This window comes from Laspinema sp. D2d (assembly GCF_025370755.1).
Taxonomy (GTDB): Bacteria; Cyanobacteriota; Cyanobacteriia; order Cyanobacteriales; family Laspinemataceae; genus Laspinema.
On the sequence record NZ_JAMXFC010000025.1, the window covers coordinates 52602 to 76106 of the forward strand.

General features: G+C 48.2%; 36 protein-coding genes. 13 read left to right on the forward strand and 23 right to left on the reverse strand.

From position 1 onward, the window contains the following. Positions 1 to 542: 542 nt before the first annotated feature. From NG796_RS16970 to NG796_RS16985, 4 genes are all read left to right on the forward strand, one after another. Positions 543 to 1868, forward strand: coding sequence for a DUF4326 domain-containing protein (locus NG796_RS16970; protein WP_261208039.1), 1326 nt, complete (start codon positions 543 to 545; stop codon positions 1866 to 1868). 67 nt (positions 1869 to 1935) lie between these two features. Next, positions 1936 to 2448: a DUF1273 domain-containing protein gene (locus NG796_RS16975; protein WP_261208040.1), complete on the forward strand. Its 513-nt coding sequence runs from the start codon at positions 1936 to 1938 to the stop codon at positions 2446 to 2448. 157 nt (positions 2449 to 2605) lie between these two features. Further along, positions 2606 to 3100, forward strand: a complete 495-nt coding sequence (locus NG796_RS16980; RefSeq protein ID WP_261208041.1) for a Tfp pilus assembly protein FimT/FimU — start codon at positions 2606 to 2608, stop codon at positions 3098 to 3100. A gap of 26 nt (positions 3101 to 3126) precedes the next feature. Further along, on the forward strand, positions 3127 to 3315 hold the full coding sequence (locus NG796_RS16985; RefSeq protein ID WP_261208042.1) for a hypothetical protein: 189 nt from the start codon (positions 3127 to 3129) through the stop codon (positions 3313 to 3315). Between the two features lie 143 nt (positions 3316 to 3458). Here the strand turns inward: NG796_RS16985 and NG796_RS16990 are convergent, their stop codons facing one another. Together NG796_RS16990 and NG796_RS16995 are read right to left on the reverse strand one after the other, a co-directional pair. Then, complete coding sequence (locus NG796_RS16990) at positions 3459 to 3587, reverse strand: hypothetical protein (RefSeq protein ID WP_261208043.1); 129 nt, start codon at positions 3585 to 3587, stop codon at positions 3459 to 3461. Positions 3588 to 3776: 189 nt separating this feature from the next. Next, a complete protein-coding gene (locus NG796_RS16995; RefSeq protein ID WP_261208044.1) occupies positions 3777 to 3905 on the reverse strand; it encodes a hypothetical protein in 129 nt (42 codons plus the stop codon). A gap of 125 nt (positions 3906 to 4030) precedes the next feature. Between NG796_RS16995 and NG796_RS17000 the strand changes: the two genes are divergently transcribed. The 9 genes from NG796_RS17000 to NG796_RS17040 all read left to right on the forward strand — a co-directional run bounded on the left by NG796_RS17000 (position 4031) and on the right by NG796_RS17040 (position 9356). Then, on the forward strand, positions 4031 to 4354 hold the full coding sequence (locus tag NG796_RS17000) for a hypothetical protein (RefSeq protein ID WP_261208045.1): 324 nt from the start codon (positions 4031 to 4033) through the stop codon (positions 4352 to 4354). 329 nt (positions 4355 to 4683) lie between these two features. Beyond that, the gene (locus NG796_RS17005; RefSeq protein WP_261208046.1) at positions 4684 to 6018 is read left to right on the forward strand and encodes a hypothetical protein; all 1335 of its coding nucleotides are present in this window, start codon (positions 4684 to 4686) and stop codon (positions 6016 to 6018) included. A gap of 129 nt (positions 6019 to 6147) precedes the next feature. Beyond that, a complete protein-coding gene (locus NG796_RS17010) occupies positions 6148 to 6813 on the forward strand; it encodes a hypothetical protein (protein ID WP_261208047.1) in 666 nt (221 codons plus the stop codon). Between the two features lie 13 nt (positions 6814 to 6826). Continuing rightward, complete coding sequence (locus NG796_RS17015) at positions 6827 to 7045, forward strand: KOW motif-containing protein (RefSeq protein ID WP_261208049.1); 219 nt, start codon at positions 6827 to 6829, stop codon at positions 7043 to 7045. A 100-nt stretch (positions 7046 to 7145) separates the two neighbouring features. Next, positions 7146 to 7604 carry a hypothetical protein gene (locus NG796_RS17020; RefSeq protein WP_261208050.1) on the forward strand — a complete coding sequence of 153 codons (459 nt, stop codon included), beginning with the start codon at positions 7146 to 7148 and terminating at the stop codon, positions 7602 to 7604. Between the two features lie 96 nt (positions 7605 to 7700). Continuing rightward, complete coding sequence (locus NG796_RS17025) at positions 7701 to 8078, forward strand: hypothetical protein (RefSeq protein ID WP_261208051.1); 378 nt, start codon at positions 7701 to 7703, stop codon at positions 8076 to 8078. 77 nt (positions 8079 to 8155) lie between these two features. Beyond that, complete coding sequence (locus tag NG796_RS17030) at positions 8156 to 8578, forward strand: hypothetical protein (RefSeq protein WP_261208052.1); 423 nt, start codon at positions 8156 to 8158, stop codon at positions 8576 to 8578. A 51-nt stretch (positions 8579 to 8629) separates the two neighbouring features. Next, positions 8630 to 9208, forward strand: a complete 579-nt coding sequence (locus NG796_RS17035) for a hypothetical protein (RefSeq protein WP_261208053.1) — start codon at positions 8630 to 8632, stop codon at positions 9206 to 9208. Then, positions 9192 to 9356, forward strand: a complete 165-nt coding sequence (locus NG796_RS17040) for a hypothetical protein (protein WP_261208054.1) — start codon at positions 9192 to 9194, stop codon at positions 9354 to 9356. The genes NG796_RS17035 and NG796_RS17040 overlap by 17 nt, the downstream gene beginning before the upstream one ends. A 264-nt stretch (positions 9357 to 9620) precedes the next feature. Here NG796_RS17040 and NG796_RS17045 read toward each other — a convergent pair whose 3' ends face one another. The 21 genes from NG796_RS17045 to NG796_RS17145 all read right to left on the reverse strand — a co-directional run bounded on the left by NG796_RS17045 (position 9621) and on the right by NG796_RS17145 (position 23464). Continuing rightward, positions 9621 to 10511 (reverse strand): hypothetical protein, encoded by an 891-nt coding sequence (locus NG796_RS17045; RefSeq protein WP_261208055.1) that lies wholly within the window; start codon positions 10509 to 10511, stop codon positions 9621 to 9623. 90 nt (positions 10512 to 10601) lie between these two features. Beyond that, positions 10602 to 10958, reverse strand: coding sequence for a hypothetical protein (locus tag NG796_RS17050; RefSeq protein WP_261208056.1), 357 nt, complete (start codon positions 10956 to 10958; stop codon positions 10602 to 10604). A 444-nt stretch (positions 10959 to 11402) separates the two neighbouring features. Next, the gene (locus tag NG796_RS17055; RefSeq protein ID WP_261208057.1) at positions 11403 to 11681 is read right to left on the reverse strand and encodes a hypothetical protein; all 279 of its coding nucleotides are present in this window, start codon (positions 11679 to 11681) and stop codon (positions 11403 to 11405) included. Further along, a complete protein-coding gene (locus NG796_RS17060; RefSeq protein WP_261208058.1) occupies positions 11678 to 12808 on the reverse strand; it encodes a hypothetical protein in 1131 nt (376 codons plus the stop codon). Before NG796_RS17060 ends, NG796_RS17055 begins: the two co-directional genes overlap by 4 nt. A 7-nt stretch (positions 12809 to 12815) precedes the next feature. Further along, positions 12816 to 13526: a hypothetical protein gene (locus NG796_RS17065; protein WP_261208059.1), complete on the reverse strand. Its 711-nt coding sequence runs from the start codon at positions 13524 to 13526 to the stop codon at positions 12816 to 12818. A gap of 82 nt (positions 13527 to 13608) precedes the next feature. After that, positions 13609 to 13851, reverse strand: coding sequence for a hypothetical protein (locus NG796_RS17070; protein WP_261208060.1), 243 nt, complete (start codon positions 13849 to 13851; stop codon positions 13609 to 13611). Beyond that, on the reverse strand, positions 13844 to 14740 hold the full coding sequence (locus NG796_RS17075; protein ID WP_261208061.1) for a M23 family metallopeptidase: 897 nt from the start codon (positions 14738 to 14740) through the stop codon (positions 13844 to 13846). The genes NG796_RS17070 and NG796_RS17075 overlap by 8 nt, the downstream gene beginning before the upstream one ends. Continuing rightward, positions 14737 to 15027 (reverse strand): hypothetical protein, encoded by a 291-nt coding sequence (locus NG796_RS17080; protein WP_261208062.1) that lies wholly within the window; start codon positions 15025 to 15027, stop codon positions 14737 to 14739. The genes NG796_RS17075 and NG796_RS17080 overlap by 4 nt, the downstream gene beginning before the upstream one ends. Then, complete coding sequence (locus tag NG796_RS17085) at positions 15024 to 15467, reverse strand: hypothetical protein (RefSeq protein ID WP_261208063.1); 444 nt, start codon at positions 15465 to 15467, stop codon at positions 15024 to 15026. The genes NG796_RS17080 and NG796_RS17085 overlap by 4 nt, the downstream gene beginning before the upstream one ends. Positions 15468 to 15535: 68 nt before the next feature. Beyond that, a complete protein-coding gene (locus tag NG796_RS17090; protein WP_261208064.1) occupies positions 15536 to 16111 on the reverse strand; it encodes a hypothetical protein in 576 nt (191 codons plus the stop codon). Between the two features lie 71 nt (positions 16112 to 16182). Further along, positions 16183 to 17682, reverse strand: coding sequence for a type IV secretory system conjugative DNA transfer family protein (locus NG796_RS17095; protein ID WP_261208065.1), 1500 nt, complete (start codon positions 17680 to 17682; stop codon positions 16183 to 16185). Beyond that, the gene (locus NG796_RS17100) at positions 17682 to 18644 is read right to left on the reverse strand and encodes a hypothetical protein (protein ID WP_261208066.1); all 963 of its coding nucleotides are present in this window, start codon (positions 18642 to 18644) and stop codon (positions 17682 to 17684) included. The genes NG796_RS17095 and NG796_RS17100 overlap by 1 nt, the downstream gene beginning before the upstream one ends. 11 nt (positions 18645 to 18655) lie before the next feature. Then, positions 18656 to 18919 (reverse strand): hypothetical protein, encoded by a 264-nt coding sequence (locus tag NG796_RS17105; protein WP_261208068.1) that lies wholly within the window; start codon positions 18917 to 18919, stop codon positions 18656 to 18658. Beyond that, positions 18916 to 19278 (reverse strand): hypothetical protein, encoded by a 363-nt coding sequence (locus tag NG796_RS17110; RefSeq protein ID WP_261208069.1) that lies wholly within the window; start codon positions 19276 to 19278, stop codon positions 18916 to 18918. The genes NG796_RS17105 and NG796_RS17110 overlap by 4 nt, the downstream gene beginning before the upstream one ends. Further along, positions 19197 to 19832, reverse strand: coding sequence for a hypothetical protein (locus NG796_RS17115; protein WP_261208070.1), 636 nt, complete (start codon positions 19830 to 19832; stop codon positions 19197 to 19199). The genes NG796_RS17110 and NG796_RS17115 overlap by 82 nt, the downstream gene beginning before the upstream one ends. Further along, a complete protein-coding gene (locus NG796_RS17120; protein WP_261208071.1) occupies positions 19825 to 20259 on the reverse strand; it encodes a hypothetical protein in 435 nt (144 codons plus the stop codon). Before NG796_RS17120 ends, NG796_RS17115 begins: the two co-directional genes overlap by 8 nt. A 254-nt stretch (positions 20260 to 20513) precedes the next feature. Further along, on the reverse strand, positions 20514 to 20894 hold the full coding sequence (locus NG796_RS17125; protein ID WP_261208072.1) for a hypothetical protein: 381 nt from the start codon (positions 20892 to 20894) through the stop codon (positions 20514 to 20516). A gap of 128 nt (positions 20895 to 21022) precedes the next feature. Next, the gene (locus NG796_RS17130) at positions 21023 to 21868 is read right to left on the reverse strand and encodes a DNA cytosine methyltransferase (RefSeq protein WP_261208073.1); all 846 of its coding nucleotides are present in this window, start codon (positions 21866 to 21868) and stop codon (positions 21023 to 21025) included. A 2-nt stretch (positions 21869 to 21870) separates the two neighbouring features. Further along, positions 21871 to 22167, reverse strand: coding sequence for a hypothetical protein (locus NG796_RS17135; RefSeq protein WP_261208074.1), 297 nt, complete (start codon positions 22165 to 22167; stop codon positions 21871 to 21873). Between the two features lie 139 nt (positions 22168 to 22306). Further along, positions 22307 to 23029 (reverse strand): hypothetical protein, encoded by a 723-nt coding sequence (locus tag NG796_RS17140; RefSeq protein WP_261208075.1) that lies wholly within the window; start codon positions 23027 to 23029, stop codon positions 22307 to 22309. A gap of 72 nt (positions 23030 to 23101) precedes the next feature. Next, a complete protein-coding gene (locus tag NG796_RS17145; protein WP_261208076.1) occupies positions 23102 to 23464 on the reverse strand; it encodes a DUF6876 family protein in 363 nt (120 codons plus the stop codon). Positions 23465 to 23505: the final 41 nt, after the last annotated feature.

Here is a 23505-nt window from a genome sequence, read left to right on the forward strand (position 1 = left end):
CGCATCAACATAGAGTGCTCATTCGGTCGGGGGAGGGGGTACCCTCCCCACTCCCTCACTCGCGCCCCCCCCGCCCCCAGGGGAGCGCTCATGGCCGCTGGGCCAGCCCCCCCAGCAACCCTAGTATATAGGGGTGGTCGGGACCGGTAAAGGCCTCGGAGTCAGTAAGAATCTCTAACCAAATAGGCTACCTGACGAATTTCTAAGCTCCTATCGTCGCTAAGAAATTCTACCAGGTACCGTATTTGGTAAGAGCTTCTAACTGACTCCGAGCAAGTAAGTTCGACTAAGCGATCCCCGTCGGGCTTTGCGAAACACTTAGTGAGAGTCATAAACTCTTGCAGCCCGACGGGGATCGCTAAGTCTCTCTAAGCCTTGACCTAGCCAAGAATTCGTAAGGCGGGGGAGGTTGACTGTTTGTTGCGTACACTCTCTGCGGCAACCCCCGCCTAACGACTTCTAGGCCCCCCTCGCGCCCCTATAACCCCACAAGGGGCGGGGGAAGAAGAGCCTCGCGTAGTTGAACTTAGGAGGACAAAATCATGAATACAGCAATCAACATCTCGGTGGTGAACGGCAAGGTCGGTGGATTCCGGGGAGTAAACCGGCAATACATTGGGCGTTCAAATGCACGTTACGGATTAGCACAATCGGCATTGGCGAATCCGTTCCATATTGGCAAAGATGGCAACCGCGAAATGGTCATTGAGAAATATCGTCATTGGCTCTGGGTTCAGATTAAAGCGGGTCTGCGGGGCGAGTCGAATGCGGCATTTGAGGAGCTAATCTCGATAGCAAAACGTGCAGTTCGCGGAGAAAAGCTAGAGTTGGCTTGTTATTGCGCTCCGTTAGGTTGTCATGGCGATGTGATTCTCAAAGCGATTAATTGGTTGGTTCAAGAAAATCTGGTGGAAGGTAAAAAGAAAATGAAGAAACAAGAAAAAGAAAAGAAAAATAAAGAGAAAGAAAAGGAAGTAAGCAAAAACAATGAAATGCAAGATAAAAAGCTATCGCGGCGAGTGAAAAATAATCAGAACTTGGAGTCAACTATGCAGCTCAATTCAATCTCTAGCATCTTCAATCCGGCACATATAAAGCAAGCAAAACTTAATCGTGAGGCTGAGTACGAGATTAATAATTTGCAGTATTTGTTCAAGCAGCTTTATTATGGGTTGCGGCATTTTTGGTGGAAATCGCTGAGTAAGTCCGAAATCTGGCGGAATGCGTATGAAATGGGTCAGCTTGAAGTTTATCAGATAGCTCCAGGGCGGCGTAATGAGGATGGGAGTTACAGTCAAGCAGAATATGATTGGGACCGGATTAATGATTGGCGAGATGGCTTGTGGGCAACTTATCGGAATCAATTCTATGAAGAGTTTGAAGCGGAGTTCTTCTTGAGCGAGATTGATAAGGCGAATACGGTCAAGTCAATCAATCATCGTATTTCAATGTTGCTCTCGACAGCGAAAGTGTACTTTGGCGATAAGCTCATCAATCAAAACAGCGATGTGCCAGAGCTAGACCAGATTAAGGCAGCATTGTTAGAGATTAACAAAGCACAGCTAGAAAAGCGCAAATCCTATCAAAATCAACCTCAACAATTGCGAGGACAAGTTGCGAATAGTCAGCCAATTGAAGCCGTCAAAAAACCTGTGCAGAAGTCGCAACCGAAAGCTACTCAACCGGCCAAATCGAACAAACTAGAAATTGTGGCGATTCGCAAACGTAAGGAAGCCGAAGCACAGGCGTGGTTAGCTCAGAATCCAGAGTTTGCGGATAACGTGGATGCGAGTCTAGGAGTCAATGCAGTCAATGCAGTCAATGCAGAGAAAGTCGAAAAAGCAGCAACAGAACCCATTGAAATCTAACTAATCTTTCGAGAGGGTGGCGGAAACGTCACTCTCTTTTTTTGCATATTTATTCTGGAGGAAAATTATGGAACTAATTCAAGCTAAAACAGTCGCATTCACAGGTCATCGTCAATTTGTAGCCACTGATATATTTCCCGTTCAAGTTGCATTACAACGGATGATTTCCCGAGCCAAAGAACGAGGTTATAATAGTTTCATCTCGGGCATGGCGATTGGCGTAGACCAGTGGGCAGCCGGTATCGTTGCTGATGACCCAGATTTGCGTTTGATAGCCGCTATTCCCTGTAAAGAACAATATAAGAAATGGCCCAAATCTAGTCAACGCTACTATTTTCACTTGCTCGAAAAAGCCGATAATGTTTGTTATCTTTCCCATCGAACTTATTATCACGGTTGTATGAACGACCGGAACAAATGGATGATAGACCGATGCAGTTTGGTGTTAGCAGTGTGGGACGGACGAAGTGGCGGAACCTGTCATGCCGTCGATTATGCGCTGAATCAGGGCATTACGGTACTCAACTTTGACCCGACAACCGCATCTTACAAGCGACTCCAGCCTGTCCGTACCCGATAGGTCACAGCAGCATGAGCGGGGCCTTTCCTCGCTTGTTCGTGTCGCGCTCTTAGGCAGAATGATAAAATCAAGTCACACTAGAAAACCAAGTTACATGAATAAAACCGAGTAAAAACGAGCCAGCTATCGCGATGGGTGAAGTTATCGGAATAAAACGATGCAAACCCAGAAAGGAATTACGCTTGTGGAATTGTTAGTCACTGTTTTAATTGTTGCCATTATCGCAGCGATTGTTATCCCATCTTGGCTATCATTTCTGCAAGATTATCGTACTCGTTCAGCGCGAGATAATGCCTATCAAGTGCTGCTCAACGCCAAATCTACAGCACGACATACTAAGGAAACTCATGAAGCTTGTTTCCGCGAACATCAAGGCAATATCGAATATTCTGTGCATCATCGTCGATGGGGCGGAACCTGCACCAACGCAAACTGGCAGAGTCTAGGGATACCCCAGGTCAAGATTGATGCGGCAAATACTAGCTTTTATCATCGCAACAATATTTATCGAGTTCAATTCAACTATTTGGGCGTAACGAATGGACGACTAGGACGGATTACGTTCCGTTCAGGAAAACACCGATACTGCACCTATTTGTCAACATTACTTGGGGCGCAACGTAAACAAAAAGGACAAAATTGTAACCGTTAGAATCAACCGAGAAGCTCTCGCAGTGAGTGAAGTTATTGCAAGAGTTTACGATGCTCATTCGGTTCCAACAACTCACCATCGGCAGCACTTTCCGTTACGGCGGCGGTCGCTGGCTCAAGTCCAGCACCAACCAAGCTCAACTCATCGGCCAATGGTCCTCCCAACTCGGCCAGCCCATTGCATTCGCACCCACTGACTTGACAATTTATCGCTAGAGTTCTCGCCCTGGCTTGGGGAAACCCGAGCCAGTTGTCCCGCGTTCGTGTCGCGCTCTGGGACAAAACATCAGCTTAGTTTATTGTCCTCGCCTGTATCAACCGAGCTAGTTGTTCCGCGTTCGTGTCGCGCCCTAGGCAAGTTATATAGCTGGTTGGAGTGTTACGATCGCCTCGACAGCCTGAGTGATTAGGTTGCTGGTATTATTCATGCGATCGCTAAGGACAGTTTCGGTGAGTTGGTTCTTTACCTTGAGTAGTGCAATCGTCAAGGATAAGTCTCACTATTGGAATTACGGTTTCTTTACAAAACTTTACATGATGTCCTATCGTGCCCGTATCTCGGCTGGGCTTGAGCAGGACCGATTGCTTAGGTAGTCTGGGTGATTAGGCTACTGCATTATGCGCTTTCCAAGGGCAGTCTCGCTCAGGGCGCTGATTGACCAGAATATTGTGATCGCCTAGGCAGCTTCAGTAGTTGAGCCGGTGTTTGGTTGATGCGATCGCCAAGGATAGTCTTCGGTTGGTTTGAGTGTTGCGATCGCCTCGTCAGTCTGAGTGATGGTGCGGGTTGTTTGGCGTTGGGACAAAAACGGCAATGACTTGTGGATTATGGACAAAATAAAGACCATTCTAGTAACCAATAAAAACTAACAAAACCAAATAAAAACAAATAAAAGGCTTTCGCAGAGGATGAAAAAAATGAGGACAAACTATGAAAAAATTAGGAATGACTGAAGCCGAATTTGTCAAAATTTTTCCCGCCACTGAGAAAGAAACTTTTTGGGACAAAATAGGGGTTGGCTTAGAGTGGATAACCTATGCAATCTTTCTCTGGGTGATTCTCGGTAACCCGCTCTATGGCGTGTACCAGTATCTTACCACCGAAACTTTAGAGCAGCATTGTGAACAGATAAGAACCGAAATTCGCACTATCAACAACTATACCAAAGTAAAGCTTAAAGATGTCTGGAAATCCGAATGGGAAAACTGTTCGGAAATTGCCCGCCATAAAGCCAGAATCCTAAGAAACAATTGACCCGTTCAAGCTAAACCCGCCCACAACCGGCGGGTTGACGGACTCAAATTCACTCGTAAGACTGGAGCCATTCCGCCATTCGCTGACTCACCCAGTCGCCAACCATCTTGCTCTCAACACCCATCAAGTTAGCCCCCACAAATCTGTCAATACCATCAGCAATTCTAATGCATAAAACACAAAATAAATCGTGGATTATAAGATATAATGATGAAAAAATCAACTAAAGGCTTTCGCAGTGGGTGAGACAGACGAGATAGAGTCTGACCCCAAAAAAAGGAACGGCAGCAACCGTCCCAAACCAAGTAATTAATCTAAGGAGATTATAGATGACAACCGTAGTAATCGGCTACTACAAAACCACCGAATTGCTAAACGCAGCGATTTGGGACCATATCAAGCATTACCAGAATGTATCCCAGGCAATTAGTGTGCGATTCGAGCCGTACCAGAAACCTGTCTGGCATCGGGGCCATGTCCTGTATCACGAACTCAAATTCAAAGCCATCGTGACTTACGAGACTGTTGATGGCAAGATTCAGACACGCCGCTGTTCGGCGCAAGGCTGGAGCGTTTTCGGCATTACCCGCGAGAACAATCAGTTACGAGTCCACAGTTGGGATGGCCGTGAGTTCCATGAATATGCCCTCACCCGCACAACCTGCACCTGCCAGTCCTTCCAGTTCCAGACTGGCTTAGTCGAGGGCCAGTGCAAACATTTACAGGTAGCTGCTCCCGAACTCAATCAATCGCCTTGGCTCGAACAACCGCTCTATGTTTACCCGTTTGGACAACGACAAGCCGAACCTGAAACGGTGCAGCTTCATCCCGGTTTGGTCTTAGCACCTGGGTTCCGGTTGGTCCGCACAGCGCAAGGATATCGGGTGGTGGCAGACCTGCGCGATCGCATGGGACGAGAGCAGGCTAAGGTCATCGGGACCGTGGAGCAGCAGGGCGAATGGGTCAACTACTCGAATCCGCGCGGTACATTCGGAAAACGGGTCACCGCCACTGCCACGAATTTGAGGGTGATGTGCCAAGAGTTGCACCAGCGTTCGATGTATAGCGATTGGCAAGTGATAGACCCGAACGCCAAAGACGAGGATAAAGTGGACCTCAATGAATTGGCGAGTGCGGCGATCAACTGGAGCCGCATCAAGCCGATCGCTAACCGGGCAACCCCGCAACCTGCAACCCCGCAACCGACACCGGCGCGATCGGGTGAGGACGAAGTAGACCTCCAGGAACTCGCAAGTGTAACCATCAACTGGAGCCGCATCAAGCCGATCGCTAACTCGGCAACCACACAACCGACACCGGCGCGATCGACACTGATCCGACCGGCAACCCCGCAACCTGCACCGGCGCGATCGGCACCGGCGGCGAAACAATCCGTGCAGTCCGAGCAAGAACAGCACCAGACTCGAACGATTCGGGTGGAGAAGGACGAAGAGACTGGACTCTACTGGTTCCGCGATATGAACACGGACAAATTCTGTGGTGATGGCTACCCAAAAGACCTCGTAAATTACCGCGCTCAACAGTTTATTTTAATGGGATGTGTCGTGGAAACCTTCGACCCAACTAAGGGAAAATGGTACGTCTTCCAAAACCAGAAATGGCTTCCCGTTAGTTCCCCTCAACCGGCTTTAGTCTTAGCTTGATTGGGTCATATCTGGCCTCTATCTGCTATCAAATGGAGGTCAGATAAATCCAAGAAAGAAGGAAAAAATAAGTAAAGTAAGCTAAAAATAAGAGCCTTTCGGATAGAGTGAAACAATTGAGAATTTGTTATGACTCAAACAGACAGAAAACCAACTATCTCGGTATTTGGCTTCAAAGAAGAAAACGCACTCGTTGTCCCGGAGATTCCGATTAATGCTCGGAACAATTGTCAAGCTGGAAAGTGGACTCTAGGCGATGAAGACTACGGCTCGAAAGTGACCATGACCATCTTAAAGTTTAGCAAGTTCTTTGGCAGTCTAGGTCAAACGAAACATACGCTCTGGGGACAGATTTGGTTCATCGCTGAATCGGGGGAATTGCCTCACGATGTTTTGCTAGTAACCTACGTCAAAGGTCGCAGCCTCAGTGACTTCAACCGACTCGTTGCCACCGTCCAGGCGCGAGGGATTGAACCGGCTGAAGGGCTATTTATTCCTAGTTTCATCAAGCATTCGGGCCAGAAACCGGACGAGTCGGGCATGGTCAAACCGATTAACTATTACAGCCTCAAATGGGACTGGATGGAACGCTCGAACTGGGACATGATTGAGAAGGCCGCAGCGGTATTAGCCGATCCACAAAACCAAGCGCGGATGATTGACTTAGATGGCACACGCGAGATGATTTGCTTAGACGAATTACCGCCTCATCAGATTGCTAACTTGATGGCTGCTCACTTGGGAAATTCGAGCCAAACTCACGAACCGAACGTAAAACTTTTGGCGGGCAACTAACTCAAGCATTCTCATGGAAGGCTATCAGCTTTATCTTGACCTTAACGTGCGAGGAATCCGGCTAGAAAGTGGTGATAGAGTCTTGATTTTGAGCGGTCCACAAGCGGGAAAAACGGGACGGGTCAGTATTCCTCGCTATTGGGCAGGTCGGGATTTTCAAGATTATTTCGTGCGCTTACGCGGGAATAAACGTATCTCTTGCCCTCGTCATCAACTGCACAAAATCAAGTAAAAACTGGGAGGTTTAGAAGCCTCCCACCCCATCTCACCGGCATCAACTGCCAAGAAATCTTGCACTCAACCTGTAAACCTTTGCACTTTGGAGCATTACCATGACCGAATTTACCGATTTCTGGAGCCGCAATGGATGGCTCTGTCAATTCCAGCATCGCGATGGAGTCGTGGGTGATTGCCTCATCATCACGCCCCACGTTAGGCCGCCCTATCACACTAGCGATCGCTACCAAGGCTGGAGTGTCACTGCACTTGAAAGCTGGTTCCAAGAACTAGAGGAAGCCACCACTCTCACTATGGTCTTGCCCCAAGCCGAAGTACCGGCCTTGGACTTGCGAATCTTTCCCACACCGGACGGTTACTGGTGCGCCGCTTGGCCGCCGATGCCCGAAAGTGAGCCGGGTCAGATTTATGTTCTAGTGCGTCGGTTCAGTCCCCATCCGAGTTGGCGCTCGTGGGATTGGCAGGAGCGCGCTGAAGCCAGTCGGTTGCAGCACATTCAAGACCAACTCGCCCGGGCTGCCAAGATGATTTGGCGAGCAATCGAGCGCGGTTAGTGACCGTTGAGGCGATCGCTTCCCAACGAGGCAATCGCCTGTCAAAATTAAAGGGTAGTCTTAACAATTATTGCTAATCAAACGGAGCAAAATCGGATGAATCTTGAGCAAATTAAAGTGTTTTTGGACAGCCAGAGCGAGGAATTATCATTGAGCGATTATCTAGCTTTGGCTAAGGTGGCAACTCATGCGGCATTCTTGGTAAGCAGCGAGGATGAAGACTGTGACCCTCTAGTTGTCAGCCCTGAAGAATATGCGCTGCAAGATGGAGACTTCTGCCATTTCCAGGATGCGGCACAATCTCAACTTGATGAGCTAGATTTCTGGTGGTTTCATGAGCTAAACTGGAATCCAATGTTAGAAATTCAGCTTTCCTCGACTAACTGGATTAATCTAGCCCAATGGCTCTTAGAACGCGCGGCCCAAGCTCGTAAGGAAACTTTGCCCTACAAACAATTGCAACTATTTGATTAAGAAAATCTAGCCAACAATGAACGATACTAGATAAAATTGTCAGACGAGTCAAAATCCAATAATCGAGAACCTTACCCATGCAAAAACAAAGCAGAGTCTTGTCAATCAAAACCTCGAAAATACCTTGCCCTTGGTACGAGGATTGGAATGCCTCAACCCAGTATCTTGAAGAAAAAGCAGCATGGGATTTTACTCGCAAAGGATTACCTCCAAAAGAGCCTAAATTATCCTGGAAAATTAATTGTCTCCGAGGAATATTACAGGCTGTTGGGTTTATGCTTGATAACGTTGGGCTGCAAAGAAAACCTGGTTATTTCTATGGTGAGATTCCAGAAAGGGTTGAGTCGGTTTCGCTAGAGTCTTGCCTTGAAACGGGTGAGGGCGAGTTCGTGCAAACTTTGACCAAAAAAGTATGTCACAACCTAGCTAATAAAGAATTGCATATAGCGGAATACTTGATGCAAGTGCGGGGTGTAACTCAAACAAAATCTAGTCCATAAGAATTAGCAGAGGGTCCATTTGGTGAAAGTCTATTTGGAGATTAGGAAATCATGTCTCTAGGGTTTGGTGAATGGGCAAGGCAAGTCTCGAATGCGTGGCGAGAGGAATATGCTCGTAATGGTGTGTTCGACGATAGCGAGATTCAAAACTACCGAAGACAGGGCTATTATGTGGTGTACGAATCGGTCGAGATTTGCTGCCCTGAAACGGATGGGTCGCTCGGATACGCCCAGTCAATCCTAAGTCAACCCGATGGCAGTCCAGCTATCTTCCTCAATCAAGAACAAGCTCAAGAATTTGCCCAGGAACATCAAGCCTTCTGTGCTAAACCTACTGGAATCCACCGGCATACTCCCAAACCCAAGCTCAGGCCCAAAGACCAACCTCGCGCAACCGATGCAGTCTTAGGCGGTAGGGGAACTCAACCTCACGCGACCGATGCAGTCTTGGGAAATTCCATTACTGCCAGCCGCCAGCAACTATTTCGCAAACTCCAAGCCAAAGGGGGAACACCTCAAGAATGGGCAAGACTAGCAATCCTAGACCATGAATCGGGCTGCACTTGTCCCCAGATGCCTCGCGTCCAGCCCTATCTCGCTGCCTGGAATCGGTGTGGTTTACGTTCGTGAACAACCGGATGCAGTCAGCGGGTGCGATCGCCATGAATGCAAGACCCACCCAGACAATGCGCTATGGATACGGATAGATGCGATTGGTTTCGGCAACTTGGCGATCGCTTCTAAAGGGTACAATTATCATACCCTTGGCAACTCTTGACCTCAGCCAGCTTCAGCCGGACCGATTCACGAGCATCGGACTGTGGACTAGATGAGTAGGCGATCGCTCAGAGCATGACAAGTTCGCGGCAACACCGAATCCTCTCTGACTCTAGTCAATCACGACTGGCATCAACCCGATAGAATCGCTCAACGAGCCGATCACCACGGATGCAGGATTGAGCTAGATGCAGCCATAACTCACGGATGGCGGGTGGGTGCGATATGGAGGAAAAGGCAATCCAGCATCATCCTCCACTAACGATTAACTACAAATCGCTACGGGCATTAAATGGTTTTCAATCAAAGACAAGACTTGAGAAGCATCATCATCGGAAATTCCGTTTAAGATAGTTTGAGGCAAGTAAATCGGTGCAGGTCGAGAGGTTTCTTGCAAATCAGCCAGTTTTATTACACATTTCCTCAAGGCTTTTAAGTCTGTTTGGTCACCAATTTGAGTGAACAAGTTGACCACTGATAGACTATTTGAGACCGGAATTACTCGAATATCACCTAAGCAACAACAGAGCAAACTATCTTGATAGGAATCGTAGACGCTAGGATAACGTTTGCATATTTGCTGGGATAGTCCAGTCATCACTCCATCGGGACTAACCTCGTGGCAAATGAACCCATACTTAATATCTAGCAAATCATATTTAATGGTGAGTGACTTGTAACTTAGCAAATTCCACAATTCACTAGCCAATGAGCGTAAACTATTCAGGCCATCTTGCTTGATTTTTAGCATGATGTCCGCTTGCCCAAACGGAAAAGATTTGTTTTTGTACGAGTCATTAAATTTGTCGAACTGCTGGAGGTATTCTAATTTTTCAGGGTTTTCTCGTAGATGCTTGTACCACAATAGGATATACCACTGCACCCCGAAATCATTTATTTTATACCCCTTGCTATTCATCCTGAGCGGTAGAATAAAATCGCCTATTTTCCAGCCTATTTGTCGAACTCCGGCTTTAGCCCATTTCCTTGATTCTTTCCAGTCTTCGGGAAACATTGCAGTTCCATTAGGCGATTTAAAGACCTTTGCAGCATGGTAATGGTTTTCTATGCAACGGGTTTCGTTGAATACGCTAACGTAGGCAAAGAACGCGGTGAATTCTTTATGCTCTTTTTTCTGGCTCTCGAAAATTTTCATTTTCTTTTTCTTGATTCATTTCGCCCTCCGCGATAGCTTGCCTTTAATCAGTTTTAGTTTTTCTTGATTATCCATTTATTTTCTAGTTTTTTAATTGAGTCCAGCCCGTTTACGGGGCCAAAATAACGAAAAAGGCAACAGCAGAACAGCACCGACCACCCAGGCGATCGCATACAAGCAACAACCTACCGCACCCAGGTAGAAAACGAACGGACGAGCGAATAATACCGCAATATCAGCCACCCGCTTGCGTTCGTCTAGGTCATCCGCCCAGCAGAACAAGCCACCAGCTAGAATCACCACAACCAGGCTCACGAGGGCCAAGTTGAGGAAAAAAGGATAGCCAGCAAATTGAGCCAGCCAAACTAGGATTAGACGGAGTAAGAATAGATAGAAACTCAGGAAGACTGCAACAATTAATCCACCTGCTAAAAGGGAACGATTCATTTTTTATATTTAAGTTCGATGTTCTAAAGCAAACAGTATCAAAGGTCCAAAAAATGGCAGCCCAATTATTGCAAAAGAGTATCCAACTATTTTAAGGTAGCTTACAAATGGAAAAAATAAGATGGATGCAGCTTTGCCAACCCATGCCCGCCTATCGGGGTGACTAGCCCACGGATTAACAGCCATTTTTAATCTCACTACCATTAGACTCAGTAGAAACAACTTAAAGGCAACCCAGAACCAAAAGAACTGAGATAGCCATGTGAGCAAAAAGCCAACGACCACCAGATACAGGATAACAGCTAGATAAAATACAATCTTGTCTATCAGTAACTGGTTCATAATCTTGCATCCTCCCGAAACAGCACTTTGGATCTTAACCTGGCTCCTAACGAAATGGCTTTAAGTTTTTTTACTCAACTATAAAGGAGCAATGTGCTTGGGTTAGTGAGGGCGATACGGTTGAGTTGTCCGTCGCCGTTGATTGAGTTCTTGTTCCGCAACCAAGGCACGATTCCGCATGGACTCGGCAACTCTATCAGCGGCAAAAGCTCGTTGGTTGGCGCGTTTGATTTCGGCTCGGCATCGGGCAGCACTGGCATTTTCGAGTTGAGCGCTGTGAATGCTAATACCGAACAATTTAAACTCAAAATGAACCCAACCGAAATAGATGCCGCAGACCATGCCGCTGCCGAATAATGTGCCTAAGATAAAGTCTTTCATTGCAGATAACCTCGATATTTGAGTACGTTTCTAATCGCTGTTGCGCGTCTTCTTTGGTCCCATCTAATGCAAGCGGCCCGCCATTGTTCTGAGCGATGCGGATAAGACTTGACGAAATCGTGTGCTTGGTTGGCTGGATTAGCGCAAATGTTGAACAAGCCACCGGCGCTCAATTGCTCGGTTGTTTCATCCCGGAAAGATTCGACTCTTGTGGTCAGAATAAAGTCTTCACCTCGTAACCCTTTCTTGTGCAAATTCCCAGCAACAGATGGGGCAACATCGCTCACTCGGGGACTGGCTTGATTCCAAAGGTCGAGAATATTCAGGAACAATTCAAGGTGTTGTTCCGGTGGTAGACCGTGTTTTTCCATTCGGGAAGCAATCAAGTTGATGCGAGATTGTGTTCGTTTTAAGCAACCTTGATTGGCTTGCTCTAATGTGCCGCCTTTTCCATAATTGCTGCACCAGCCTTTGTTGAGAACCTTTCTCCCTCCAATCAGACTCGGGTCAATGTGTCCATGAATCAAACTGGTGTATTGTCCAGAAACAGTGAGATTGCCCTCGGCGTGACCGATCGCTAACACCGCAATCGAGTCCATGTTCTTGGCGACATCCGCTATTACTGGAGGAGTGCGGTAGGTGACTTGATTGACGGCTTGAGTAACAGGACGAACGAGCGGACTATCGGCAAGAGTTTGACGAGTGGTGGGGTTACTGATGGCGATCGCACTGGCAATCCCAACCGCACCGTAAATCAACCAATTCCACTGGAACTCGCTCTGTTGCGGTACGGGTTGTGCGAGACGCTGCATTAACTGGTTCGCGTACAATTCGCCCACGCTGGTGGCTGAACCGAACGAGTCGGGGTTTGGGTGACATTCGATGCGATCGCCTGAAGGTGATTTCTTGATGGCTCCCAATCCCATGCCCACTGCTGTAAGAGTTCCAGCGAGGATAAACCCGCTTTGGGCAGCAGCGGCGGTATCCGGAATCGTTGCCAATTCGCACATCTGTTTGGCTCCAGGTGACAGCAATTGGCACGGCATTACGTTGATGTGGTGGTTGATTCCTCCGATGGCGACTGCACCTAAGCTGGCTCCTATCAAAATCTTGTCGTGAAGTTTCATTTCTGGTTTACCCATCTAAGGCTTGTCTAGTGCGGTGGGCTGCATTTTCACAGGCATCCAAACAAGGTTTGTAGCCTGACAAGTTCTCGGATTCTATTTGGCGTTTAGCCAGTCGTTCGGCAAACATGATATCCACCAGTTCTTCTGTTTCTAAGTGGTCTCTCAAGTTAGCAGTTCGAGATAATCCTCTGGCTAGTTTTACTTCTTTGCAACTACCTCCCAACAAAGGGCGATACATGGCATTCGTGCAAGCTCCGAACTGCCAGCCTTCTACCACCCCATGATTGTGCAAAACTGTGGTGAAACTAACCCGGATTTCCTTGCCCTGGAGCCTCAACTTAATTCGTTCTAAATCCTCGGGGCTTGCGCGGTCGATTACTGATTCAGCAAGTTCGGGTGAAGCCTCTAAATATTGCAGGAAAACTTTAGCCGCATCTTCCCGGTAGGCTTGCCCTACTGCCCCTGGGAGTAATCCAATGATGTAAAGAAGTTGAGACCTATCCGCTACTGGGGTGGCTCGTGCTGCACCACCTCGTCCAGGAAATTTGTATTTCTCACTCCGAGTGAGTAATTCAGAATGCTCACGGCACAAGCGTTTCCAGACTTCATGCGGATTCTTCTGACCACAAAACCGAATGACATCATAGACAGAGTAACGACCATCTTCAGTAACTCGAATTTCTTGATTTTCAAATTGTTCAAAGGTGACAATATTCATCCCCTAGTTTCTCCTCATTTTTTCACTAAAACTAACAAGAATTTATCCACGAATGATGCCCTCGCACCAACTCGAATTCATGTCAAGTTTTTGGCTCAAATTCTTGTTTTAATGCCAGGTAGCTATACCGTCCACAATCGAGATAAATAGTGTAATCATCGGGATAACCAAAGATTCCAACATAAACCTTTCCGCAAGCGGTAAACCAGTCTTCAGTCTCGGGATATTGATTGCCGAATTCTTTGAACTGAAGGAACCATTCTAGGCGAGTTTCAGCCGGTAAATGCTTGATATTCTGCTCAATAGTCTTAACAACTTCACTCATGAGTTTGGCCTCCAGTCGCTACAAAATCTCGGTATTCGTCTATCAAAGGAAACGTGATACTTCGGTCAGTGATTTGATAGTTTCGCCACAATCCTGGACCAAACCCAGCCATGATTCCGTGGTGCGCGTGTACCCCGGATGAGCGCCCGGTTGTGCCTTGGACACCGTAGGTTTGACCTTTTTGGATAACATTGCCAACCTTGACCGAACGTTTAGCCAAGTGTCCCGTCAGCCAGACCAAGGGCTTACCCTGGATTGTGCGGTCAAGGCACTCAAGAATGACCACATTGCCATAGCCGCTGCCGGTCTTTAGTCCGCCAGTTTTGCCCTGGAATTCACTGACAAGAACCTTGGCATGACAAGGAGAGGGCAAGGGGACGGCAGTGTTACGCGGTTCATCCTGGAAAACATAAACGGGGTCATAGCTGCCTGGGGGAGACTGGTCGATAAAGTGCGGACCACGATGCTGAATGAGTGGCCTAAACGGGACAACAGACTCAGCCGATTTGGTCTTGTCGGTTTCTCGTTCAATGGCCTGGTTCGCAGTGGTTGCGGTAGTGGTTGCCAGTGAATGAGTCCATTCGTAAAGTTTGAGGCTCTGTTCAGCGATACGGTTCAACGGCGGAATTACCATGAACGAGAGCAACGTCACTGAGGCGATCGCACACAAAGCATTACCTCGACTCACTGCTGCATAATGTTGGGCATTAGCTCGTTCTTTCTGGGCTGCTTGGGATTCGAGATTAGCGATAAATTGGTGGTTTTCTGCGATGATGCGATCGCGTTGTTCTTGGAGTTGCCGCTCGGTTCGCAGTTCAATTCCTTTGAGTTCACGATACTGGAACTCTGGCTCTAATTGCTGGAGTACATCAAGTGAGGTTTGGTTCATAACTGGCGACATTGACTGGCATAGACTTCGATTGCTGTGCAGTTGGCTCGTTGTGGTGGCGGTTGAGGTGGCTCGTTTGCTGTGGCGGGTAGCGTTTCAGGTGCGGGCAGGTTCGGGATAATTCTAGGTTTGGGAATCGCTTGAATCGATTGTGAGGCTGATTTTCTTAAACTAGGAATAAGCGCAAATTGTCCGATTCCTGGTTTTGCCATGTCCAACCCAAACAACACCAGCATGAGTAGAACGAGCAAGCCTGAGACTCTAGGAATGATTATCCAGCGTTTCATGTTTCATTTTCATCAAACAATTTGACAAGGGCGACACCTGCTCCTAAACTAGCCCCTGAAGTTGCTGCCATTGCAGTTGCACCTCCACGAATTATCAGGAAAAATAGAGTGCTGCCACCCGCAATCGCCAGGGCATAACCAATGGCTTTGGCAGTTTTCGTTAGCGGAAACTCGCCCCATCTAACTAGAGGCTTACTGGGTTCGATAGTCTGGAGGGAAATAATGGAGTTATGGGTCGAATAATCTTGGAGCAAATTGTTCAGAGCAACCAGGATGGGAATTTTCTCGCTAACTTCAATTTCATTGGACCAATCTATAGGATGAGTTTCTAAATAGTGTCGCGCTTTCTGTTCAAATTCTTGCCGTTGCAAAGCCGTGAGTCTAGCCTGCAATGCCGCACCTTTGAGAGGCCGTCCGTTTCTGTCGATAAATTCGTTCATAATTTGCTCCAAAGCTGAATAAATAACAGCAAGCAAACAGTGTAAAAATACTGTCGCTTGCTGTAGTTTTATCGAGATTGATACTGCTCTACGTTGGTCCGCACATTCAGGATGCGGCTACTATTAACAGGGATAGGCCCATTGTTCGCAACTGGCCCCCCTTGCTGACGGATGAGTTGGGTCCGGTAGGTGCGATCGCTCTCCTCAACCAACGGACTGCCCAACTGCGTCACCAACTTGAGTCCGCGCACCGTGGCGTTGCCAGTCCGGGCTGCAACCGGGGCGTTGTAGGGCAAAGGCTCGTTACTAGCGACCCCGGAGATTGCACCTTGGCAAGCATTGAAAAGGCCAGTGACAATGACAAACAAGCCGATGCTCATGGACCAGTACGCCAAAGAGCGCCAGGGATGCTTGGGATTCGAGTGTTTGAGGGTGTTGCCGAGCGCATTCCCAATCGTGTCAATGGCAGTCCCCGCGCCGGATTTCATCGCATCAGGCGCACCCGCCAGCCGGTTGTTTGCACTAGCCGAAGCCCGTTGGATGGCATTCAACGCATCTTGTGTAATCCGTTGAGCGTGTTGGAGTTGGGTTTGAGCTTGTTGGATTTGAGTTTGCGGGTCAGTTTCCGTTGGATAAGAATTCATGATTTACCTCGATTAATGAAAGCTAAAAAACCTAGTTAGTTTCGTGTTTTGGTGGAGGTCTGCCCAGCCAATTAAAGTTGGTCATCCTCGGTATCATCAGAACGCTTCTGTTCAAGAAACTCGTTAAATTCTAAAGCGATGGCCTGAGGGGACAACGAACGTAAATGAGCGATGTCTTCGTCATCCATGGAATCTTCCGCACGGAACAGTTGTTGTCGTTGGATATCTTTGAGGTCCGGGGCGTAGGCAATCTGTCCGCCTGCACTAGAGAAGCAGACGGGGTGATAAGGACGAGCCTCGCTGAGTTTTTTGAGCTTGCCAAAGAGTTGGACTTTTTGAGCCTCGTCACTCGTTGACCTTTCGATAGCTTTCTTGCAAATTTCAATAGATTTCATGTTGAAGCCTCGACCAATGGCAAAGGTGCAGAATTGGGCGCTAACTGAGCCATCAAAACCTAACTGAGAGACGTAAGGAGATTGGGAGACAATCCACAGAAAAATCTTGTCTTCTAAGCCAATAAAAGCTAAAGTTTCTGCTAGTTGAACAATTGTTGAGCGATGTTTGGTTCCACTGGTAAGGTCGCAGTCTTTGGCAGCTTTGATGATAGCGGGCCATTCGTCCAGGATGACGATGTAGGGCGATGGGTCATAATTCTGCCCAGTCTGCATCGCTCGTTGCCGTGCTTTTTTCCGTTGGGTTTGCTCACTCATCGCACGACGTAATAGCTCAACGCACATCGACACGCCCACGTTGGGTTTGTCTAGGTCAATGCTGACGATGACCGGGAATCCATCGCTATGACAGAGCCGTTCGAGTCCCAGGAACACTGAACCTTTCGGGTCCACGCCATTCCAGATGACATCGGGACAGATTTGCGAGACTTCCCGAATCATCCCGCACAATGTGCTAGTTTTCCCGGACTGGGTGATAGCCGGAATCAGCAAGTGAACTTTGATGCTATCCGAGTTTTGTCCGCAGCCAAACACTGCCGCTTGCTGCACTAGATTGAGTTCCGGTTGTTCAGGTTGAGTCGGCATTTTATTGGCATATCCCGATAGCACGATTGGCTCGGATAACGATGATTTGACTTTATCCGTTGGGGCTGGATGATTCGGTGATTCTGTTGGTTCATGCGATCGCCATAAATCCGAACCCAACGCACTATCCTGGGACTCGTTCAAGGCTTCGTGGCTGGGGCTGGACGGCTTCGGCTGGACTTGGGGTGCGGTGGTAGGCATGGTTCTAGCTGGCTGATTTCCCGTTACCGGGATGGGCCTTGTCAACCGTTCATGCTGCGTCTGGGAACCAGCATTGCGCTTTGAGTCCGAACCCGACCCGACCCCGAAAAAAGCAGCGGCGGCAGTTCCCCCGATGGCGATCGCGCCGCCACCGAATTGCAGAATTATTCTTGCGGTTGTGGGAACGCCAAATGAGACTTCCTGGGTTTGGTTGTTGTACGCATTAACTAGCACTGGCACCCGCTCAACCCGCTCAAAGGAGGCCGCAAACATCGTGCCGCCAATCAACCAGGACACAGGAGCCAGTGCCAGCCATTTCAAGTTTAAGGACATCAGAATCCTCCCGGGAATGGGTTGTAGTAGTCCACCGGGTTGACTTGCCCTGGGGCGGCATCTTCGGGGATGTTTTTCACGACCGATCGCCCGTAAACATCCCGCCGTTCCAATTCGGTTGCTACTGCATCTAATCCTTGTAAGCGCAATAAAGGGACCAGTGCAGCCTTGAGGTCTTCTTGTCCGTTCATCAAATCGAGTGCGACTGCAACGGCGTCAGACTGGGGCAGGTTCGGGTTTTCGCTGATAATGTTAGCCAGCAACTGCACCATGCCAACGGCTTGAGTCAGATGCGGAGATAGCTTTTCGTAGACCACTTTGCGCTCAGGTTTGCCGTTCTCGTCCAGAACAGGTTGACCCGTTTCGTCCGTTTTCACCGCAGCCGGGTCGGTCCAGACTAACGTAGACCCTTCGCCACCGGCACCCAGGTTAACCTTTTTCATGGCTTCAATGGCACTGGCATACTTGATGGCGGCTGGGTGTTTGCCATAGTTCGGGTTGTTGCGATCGCCCCGGGATTCTTGGACCCGACTATTGAATGCGTTGGCTTCGTTGGTAATCGCCATTTGCAAATATCCCATCGCCTCGGGATTGTTCGGGTTGAGGTCGAACTGCGTGATTTTGGCAACTTCAGCAACCCGTCGGTTTTGCAGTTGGTTTTGTGCGCTGCTGCGAATCGCCTCCAAACAGCTAACTTCAGTTGCATTGCAGTTGGCCGGATCGACTTGGGCGATCGTTGCCCCACTCTGGCTGAGGGTCCCTTCGCTGTGAACAATGGCAATCACCGAAAGCATTAACGTAGCAAGCGCTGCGGCCAATCCTGCGGCTAACCAGCGATTGAGCAACAGTTGCAGCAGATTGGCCTTGATTTGGCCCAACTGCGGTAGCCGTGAGTCTTGGACTAAATCATCCGCTAACTCATCAAGATAGGGCGTATCAAATCCTGGATTAGCAATGGTCATGGGTTTTCTCTCTAGTAATGAACAATGTTGTGAGCTTCGTCATACCACTGAGGGTCCAGACTCAGGGCACTTTTGGCTTGAAACAACAGGTATTCGATGACTGGCACGGCAAAAGCACCCACAAGCAATCCACCGGCCAGCATTGCCGGAGTGAAGGCCAGCGCTATACTTCCGTGGGTCATACAGCCGACTGCTGCACCGACTAGGCTCGACCAGGTGACCCCGATTGCCAAATGTCGAGCGCGTGTTGCCAAGGTTTTGAGTAGTGATTTCATGTGCGAATTTTCTTGAATGCGTAATGAATGAACGAAACGGAGGCGATCGCACCTAGGATGATGCCGATGATTCCCCCGGTCAAAAGTCGCTCATGTAAAGCTTTGGCCTGGGGGAGCGCCACAGCTATCGTGGTAGTGGTAGTGACTGAAAGTGTTTGGATTCCCACCGATGCGACTGCACACCACCGGGCAACCTCCAGTCGTTCTTGGGATTGAATTTCTAGTTGGTGCTGGTAGGTGGCGATCGCATTTTCGGTATCTGCCCGGGCGCGTTCGGTTACTCGTTCGACGAGGAAGGCGTGATTTGCTTGCGGGACGGTGACGAACCCAGCGCCGGTGCGTTGGTCGGTTTTTGCCAATCTAGCAAGTTGCCCATCCCAGTTTGGAGCGACTCCAAGGCAGTGGCGATCGCTTCGTCGCACTTTCCCAGTTCGTCGGATTGCCAGCCTTGGGTGAGATTGGCTTGGATTTGCAACGCCATGAACTCATAGCCCATTGCCGTGATTTGGTCGCTCATCGGCTGGTAGGTAGTCCGGAGCAACTCGTAGATAAAGTGCGGGATGCTACCCTTGGCTAACTGCTGTGGATAAAGGCCATAACGCGCTTGGAAGTATTTATCTAAGTCAAACTTGTCGTTAGGTTGCTGCTGCCGTTGCTGGGCTTGATTGGATGCGATTAGCACCATTTCGTCCAGCACTTTTTGGGCCAGGACTTCCAGGGAAATTTCGCTGGTTTTGGATTGCTCAACCAACCGTTCTAACAAGGATTCAATCTGCAAAGGCTGGTTGAGTTTAGTTGAGTGATTGTCGATAGTTCCCTCGCCATCCCAGGTCAAACCAAAGATAGAACAGACCGCTTCAATTTGCTCGGGTTCGAGTTCTAGTTGAGTTGCCAGTTCGAGAATATTAGCCATGTTTCCGTTCCTCTTTAGTGCGGATGTAATCAATCAAAAATTCGAGGACTTGCCGCTGTCCTGGGTGGGTGGTGCTGGGCAACCAAAATTCTTCCAGCGCCATGACGAGCGACCCCCCTCCGGTCATGGTCGAAAATACGTCCCAGAAGCGTAACGCCTTACCTTTCTTGACCACCATCTCTTGATAATCTTTGTAGGTCATTCGCAATTTGCTGACCCCAAACCATACGAAATGCACCATCAAAACATACTTGAAATCTAAGAACGCTCCATGCGGTCCTCGGGGTACTTTCAATCCAGCTAACGTTAGTCCGGTTTGCTCCATGTAATGCTGAAGGGTCTGGTAGTTACAACCATAGAGCGCGATGAGCTTACCTTTGGTGTAAGGCGCATATTCTGTCAGTCTTTGAATTCGTTTGGGTTCCATTTACCATCGCTTTTGCCAATTTGCACTTTTCCTAACCCGGTCGAAGTTGATGCGATTTTCTACCTCAGCACATTAGGAGTTCTAATGCAGTAAGATGAGATTTCGTAACAACTTGTAATCAACTAGGAATTAGTTATTTTCATTTAATCCAACGCGCTCAGAGAGTACAAGAGTTTACGGAATAATTTCCGTTCTGGTTCGCAAAAAAAATCCCCTCATTGGAAGGGGACAGCAGCCTAGTGGGAACAACAAGCTCAAAAGTGTTTGCCGATGTTTTCGAGTTCGCTCGTGTGGGTTTGGGCCAATAGTGCCAGCAGTTCAGGAAAGAAGCAAGGAGCTTTGGCGAACTCTAAACCGGCTCCCCATTTGTCGATGCGCGATTCTAAAATTGTTTCTGTAGTAAACCGACTCAACACTGCGGCTAGAAACCGAACACATCGCGCTCGTCTGCCTGATTTATAATCGAGTTTTTCTCCAGGGTAACGTAATGGCAAGAATCGGTCACAGAATTGCTCGGGACTCATGGCGATTACCTTCGGCATAGCTTCGCTTACCGCATCCGGCGAGTGCTGGTTGTTTTGGCGCGGTGATAGGTGGCGATTGCATCGGTGTGGATTCGGTTGTAGTGCATACATAAAAATTGCTCCTCAAAGATTCTTGGAAAATCGAACGCTGACAGCTAGGGCTAAGACAAAACCGAGAAATAGGTAGTACAAAATCCAGAACATGACTAAATTTTCCTTAGACAACACAGATGGTCTTTTTAAAACAGGTTGAGTTGCTCATAACTAGAGGGGTTAGATTTCCGAGCAGTTTTGGGTACTGGTTTAGTTGATTGCGTGGACATCCAGTTATGCTGAGTTTTTAGCGAGGATTTTAGTGAGTGATAACTACTGTAACCGCGCTCATCTAAACACTGACAAAACGCATCCAACACGGAAATTCCTTCAGGGGTGGTCATGTTGGCTAGTTCGGGCACGTTTTCAAGGACGAAAAATCTCGGGTTGATTTCGCAAATGAGTCGAGCAAACTCGAAAATTAATTGATTGCGGGGGTCGTTCGGATTACGGTTGCGGTTCATCCGGCTAAATCCTTGACAGGGTGGGCCACCAATAATCACATCGACTTCTCCGCGTTCTAGCCCAAGCCAACCGAGCAATTCTTCACCTTGAAGTTGGCAAATGTCGCCTAGATAAAAATGGGGACAACCTGGAATTTCCGGGTAAGCGGCACGCCATCCTCCACCACTGACGAATGGGATTTGAACTGCACTATCTGATTCTTCCTTGCGATTGTCTAACCGCTGCGCCAGAGCTTTTTCTAACTTGGTTTGGTCATCGTCGCTGCCATAGTGGAACTCGCACGGATAGGCTCCAAGGTTGTGCATATAGGTGAGCGCGGCATGGACGTTATTATCAGCCGCCGCAACGACTTGGAATCCTGCCTGCATAAAACCCAAACTAAATCCTCCAGCACCACAGAACAAGTCAATGGCAATCGGATATGGTTTTGAAACGTAAGACTTTCGAGGCAACAGCAAACCCGAAGGAGATAAGACAAAATCTGGGTCAGGTATGACTAAGTTGGAGTCCAATGCTAGATGTGCCATAATTATCGAGCCTTTTTGCGAGAGGTTTTACGAGAATTTTTGCCAGATGTGCCAATTTTGCTCGTTAAGATATCTAGCACTTGTGCCGCATTTTGATGGCGATATTCCGCCCGAAGATTCCGCGCATACTGATGGGCTTTTTGGATCGAGTAGAACCCGGAGATTTTCAAGAAGATTGCTCCCATCTGGCAATCAACCAGCTCTCTCAAGTAAATGCAGCCCGTCTCGCCATCACGGACGACGAACGTAGTCCATCGTCGGCAACTGGGTTTTGAGTATCTTTCTTTGGTGATTCTCATCTCTTCTGGTTCCTCCTCGGTGAATGTCTGAGCGTCTTTGGGTCGTAACAAGAATGATGGGCAGATTGAGTTTAGGTGGTGGCAAGATTGGAACACCACTCAACCCGCCAATCAAGGCAAAGATAAACATAGATAAAACCTAGTTTTGTTGGTGTTTTAGCCGGTAAATTAACGAGTCTAAGTACCGTATAATTTGATGGTCTTCGTTGTTTTTTGCCGCATTCAACCGACGTTCTGCTAGACTGAGCGCGTCGGAAATGTGTTGGTCTAGGTATTGCGTAATCGCGCAAATTGCTTCCTCTTGTCGTTTCATCCGAGCTTGGACTATCTCGCCAAATTCCTGGGCTGACAGTTGCGGAAACTTCTCAGGGTTTTGTCTGAGTTCTTGATAGAATTTTTGGACGTTTTTCTGGATTTGTTCGCGCTGCTCTGGCGTTAAAACTGGTTCCGGATAAGCATACTCTCGCCAAGTCTTTAGGAACGCTTTTAAGTGACGATACTGCCCTAACCAAATCTGGTCTTCCTGTTGGTCGAGTAACAAACCATAGACCGGGTAACTATCGTCCGAACCTAAGTCGCAACCAATCAGATGAATTGCCACCGAAAAATGGTCAATCAGTGCGGAATAGACCCAGAACGAATCCGTGTGTCCGCCATAGATATGCTCGACGTAACAGTTAGTAGCTTGATAAGTCAAAATGACGTATCGTTTGGCGGGTTTATTTTCGACTTGCAACGCACTCAATAGTTTCGGGGGAATGCCCATCGGTAACAAGTAAGCGCTAGGGATTTCGACTTTAGAAGTGGGTGCGGGATGATGTTCCCAACAGCCCATTTTGCATTCGATTTTTTGTTCGTTCATGGCAAATTCTCGTGATAGAGGTAGCGGTTACCGCGAATGGGCAACCGCTTAGAAAAACTAAAGAAAAATGAGTTAGTATTCGCTGGGCAACATCAAGACTTTTTCGTTCAGAAAGAGCTTGATTTCAGCTAACGGAAAGTCCGTATATGGGATTTCTTGGGTCAACACCGGGTCATTGGTATCGCGTAACAATGTGAGAATTCCCGAGTTTTCCTGTACCGATAATTGCCAGGTTTGGAAATGCTGCAACATCTCGTCAGTCTGAACACGCGCATCTAGTTGGTACGAGGCGATCGCATCAATCAGCCAGTAAGCCTGGGCAGTATCCGCTAGATACTTCACGCCATCGGTGTAGTTGAACCGTTGAAGCCAGTGCTGGTAGTGGTTCTCTGTGCCTTGGAATCGAGCTAAATCGGCTTGGGTGATTGTTTCCATGAGTTGTTCCTCACTATTTCTTTCATCCAACGCGATAGCTT

Coding starts and splice junctions, on each gene's coding strand:
- NG796_RS17075 (WP_261208061.1), bottom strand. CDS start 14,740: ATGAACCAAACCTCACTTGATGTACTCCAGCAATTAGAGCCAGAGTTC.
- NG796_RS17085 (WP_261208063.1), bottom strand. CDS start 15,467: ATGAACGAATTTATCGACAGAAACGGACGGCCTCTCAAAGGTGCGGCA.
- NG796_RS17090 (WP_261208064.1), bottom strand. CDS start 16,111: ATGAATTCTTATCCAACGGAAACTGACCCGCAAACTCAAATCCAACAA.
- NG796_RS17020 (WP_261208050.1), top strand. CDS start 7,146: ATGACCGAATTTACCGATTTCTGGAGCCGCAATGGATGGCTCTGTCAA.
- NG796_RS17030 (WP_261208052.1), top strand. CDS start 8,156: ATGCAAAAACAAAGCAGAGTCTTGTCAATCAAAACCTCGAAAATACCT.
- NG796_RS16975 (WP_261208040.1), top strand. CDS start 1,936: ATGGAACTAATTCAAGCTAAAACAGTCGCATTCACAGGTCATCGTCAA.
- NG796_RS17035 (WP_261208053.1), top strand. CDS start 8,630: ATGTCTCTAGGGTTTGGTGAATGGGCAAGGCAAGTCTCGAATGCGTGG.
- NG796_RS17005 (WP_261208046.1), top strand. CDS start 4,684: ATGACAACCGTAGTAATCGGCTACTACAAAACCACCGAATTGCTAAAC.
- NG796_RS17050 (WP_261208056.1), bottom strand. CDS start 10,958: ATGAATCGTTCCCTTTTAGCAGGTGGATTAATTGTTGCAGTCTTCCTG.
- NG796_RS17140 (WP_261208075.1), bottom strand. CDS start 23,029: ATGAACGAACAAAAAATCGAATGCAAAATGGGCTGTTGGGAACATCAT.
- NG796_RS16980 (WP_261208041.1), top strand. CDS start 2,606: ATGCAAACCCAGAAAGGAATTACGCTTGTGGAATTGTTAGTCACTGTT.
- NG796_RS17060 (WP_261208058.1), bottom strand. CDS start 12,808: ATGAAACTTCACGACAAGATTTTGATAGGAGCCAGCTTAGGTGCAGTC.
- NG796_RS17135 (WP_261208074.1), bottom strand. CDS start 22,167: ATGAGAATCACCAAAGAAAGATACTCAAAACCCAGTTGCCGACGATGG.
- NG796_RS17055 (WP_261208057.1), bottom strand. CDS start 11,681: ATGAAAGACTTTATCTTAGGCACATTATTCGGCAGCGGCATGGTCTGC.
- NG796_RS17070 (WP_261208060.1), bottom strand. CDS start 13,851: ATGAGTGAAGTTGTTAAGACTATTGAGCAGAATATCAAGCATTTACCG.
- NG796_RS16970 (WP_261208039.1), top strand. CDS start 543: ATGAATACAGCAATCAACATCTCGGTGGTGAACGGCAAGGTCGGTGGA.
- NG796_RS17025 (WP_261208051.1), top strand. CDS start 7,701: ATGAATCTTGAGCAAATTAAAGTGTTTTTGGACAGCCAGAGCGAGGAA.
- NG796_RS17015 (WP_261208049.1), top strand. CDS start 6,827: ATGGAAGGCTATCAGCTTTATCTTGACCTTAACGTGCGAGGAATCCGG.
- NG796_RS17125 (WP_261208072.1), bottom strand. CDS start 20,894: ATGTATGCACTACAACCGAATCCACACCGATGCAATCGCCACCTATCA.
- NG796_RS17130 (WP_261208073.1), bottom strand. CDS start 21,868: ATGGCACATCTAGCATTGGACTCCAACTTAGTCATACCTGACCCAGAT.
- NG796_RS17095 (WP_261208065.1), bottom strand. CDS start 17,682: ATGTCCTTAAACTTGAAATGGCTGGCACTGGCTCCTGTGTCCTGGTTG.
- NG796_RS17045 (WP_261208055.1), bottom strand. CDS start 10,511: ATGAAAATTTTCGAGAGCCAGAAAAAAGAGCATAAAGAATTCACCGCG.
- NG796_RS17145 (WP_261208076.1), bottom strand. CDS start 23,464: ATGGAAACAATCACCCAAGCCGATTTAGCTCGATTCCAAGGCACAGAG.
- NG796_RS17010 (WP_261208047.1), top strand. CDS start 6,148: ATGACTCAAACAGACAGAAAACCAACTATCTCGGTATTTGGCTTCAAA.
- NG796_RS17115 (WP_261208070.1), bottom strand. CDS start 19,832: ATGGCTAATATTCTCGAACTGGCAACTCAACTAGAACTCGAACCCGAG.
- NG796_RS17105 (WP_261208068.1), bottom strand. CDS start 18,919: ATGAAATCACTACTCAAAACCTTGGCAACACGCGCTCGACATTTGGCA.
- NG796_RS17000 (WP_261208045.1), top strand. CDS start 4,031: ATGAAAAAATTAGGAATGACTGAAGCCGAATTTGTCAAAATTTTTCCC.
- NG796_RS17080 (WP_261208062.1), bottom strand. CDS start 15,027: ATGAAACGCTGGATAATCATTCCTAGAGTCTCAGGCTTGCTCGTTCTA.
- NG796_RS17065 (WP_261208059.1), bottom strand. CDS start 13,526: ATGAATATTGTCACCTTTGAACAATTTGAAAATCAAGAAATTCGAGTT.
- NG796_RS17120 (WP_261208071.1), bottom strand. CDS start 20,259: ATGGAACCCAAACGAATTCAAAGACTGACAGAATATGCGCCTTACACC.
- NG796_RS17100 (WP_261208066.1), bottom strand. CDS start 18,644: ATGACCATTGCTAATCCAGGATTTGATACGCCCTATCTTGATGAGTTA.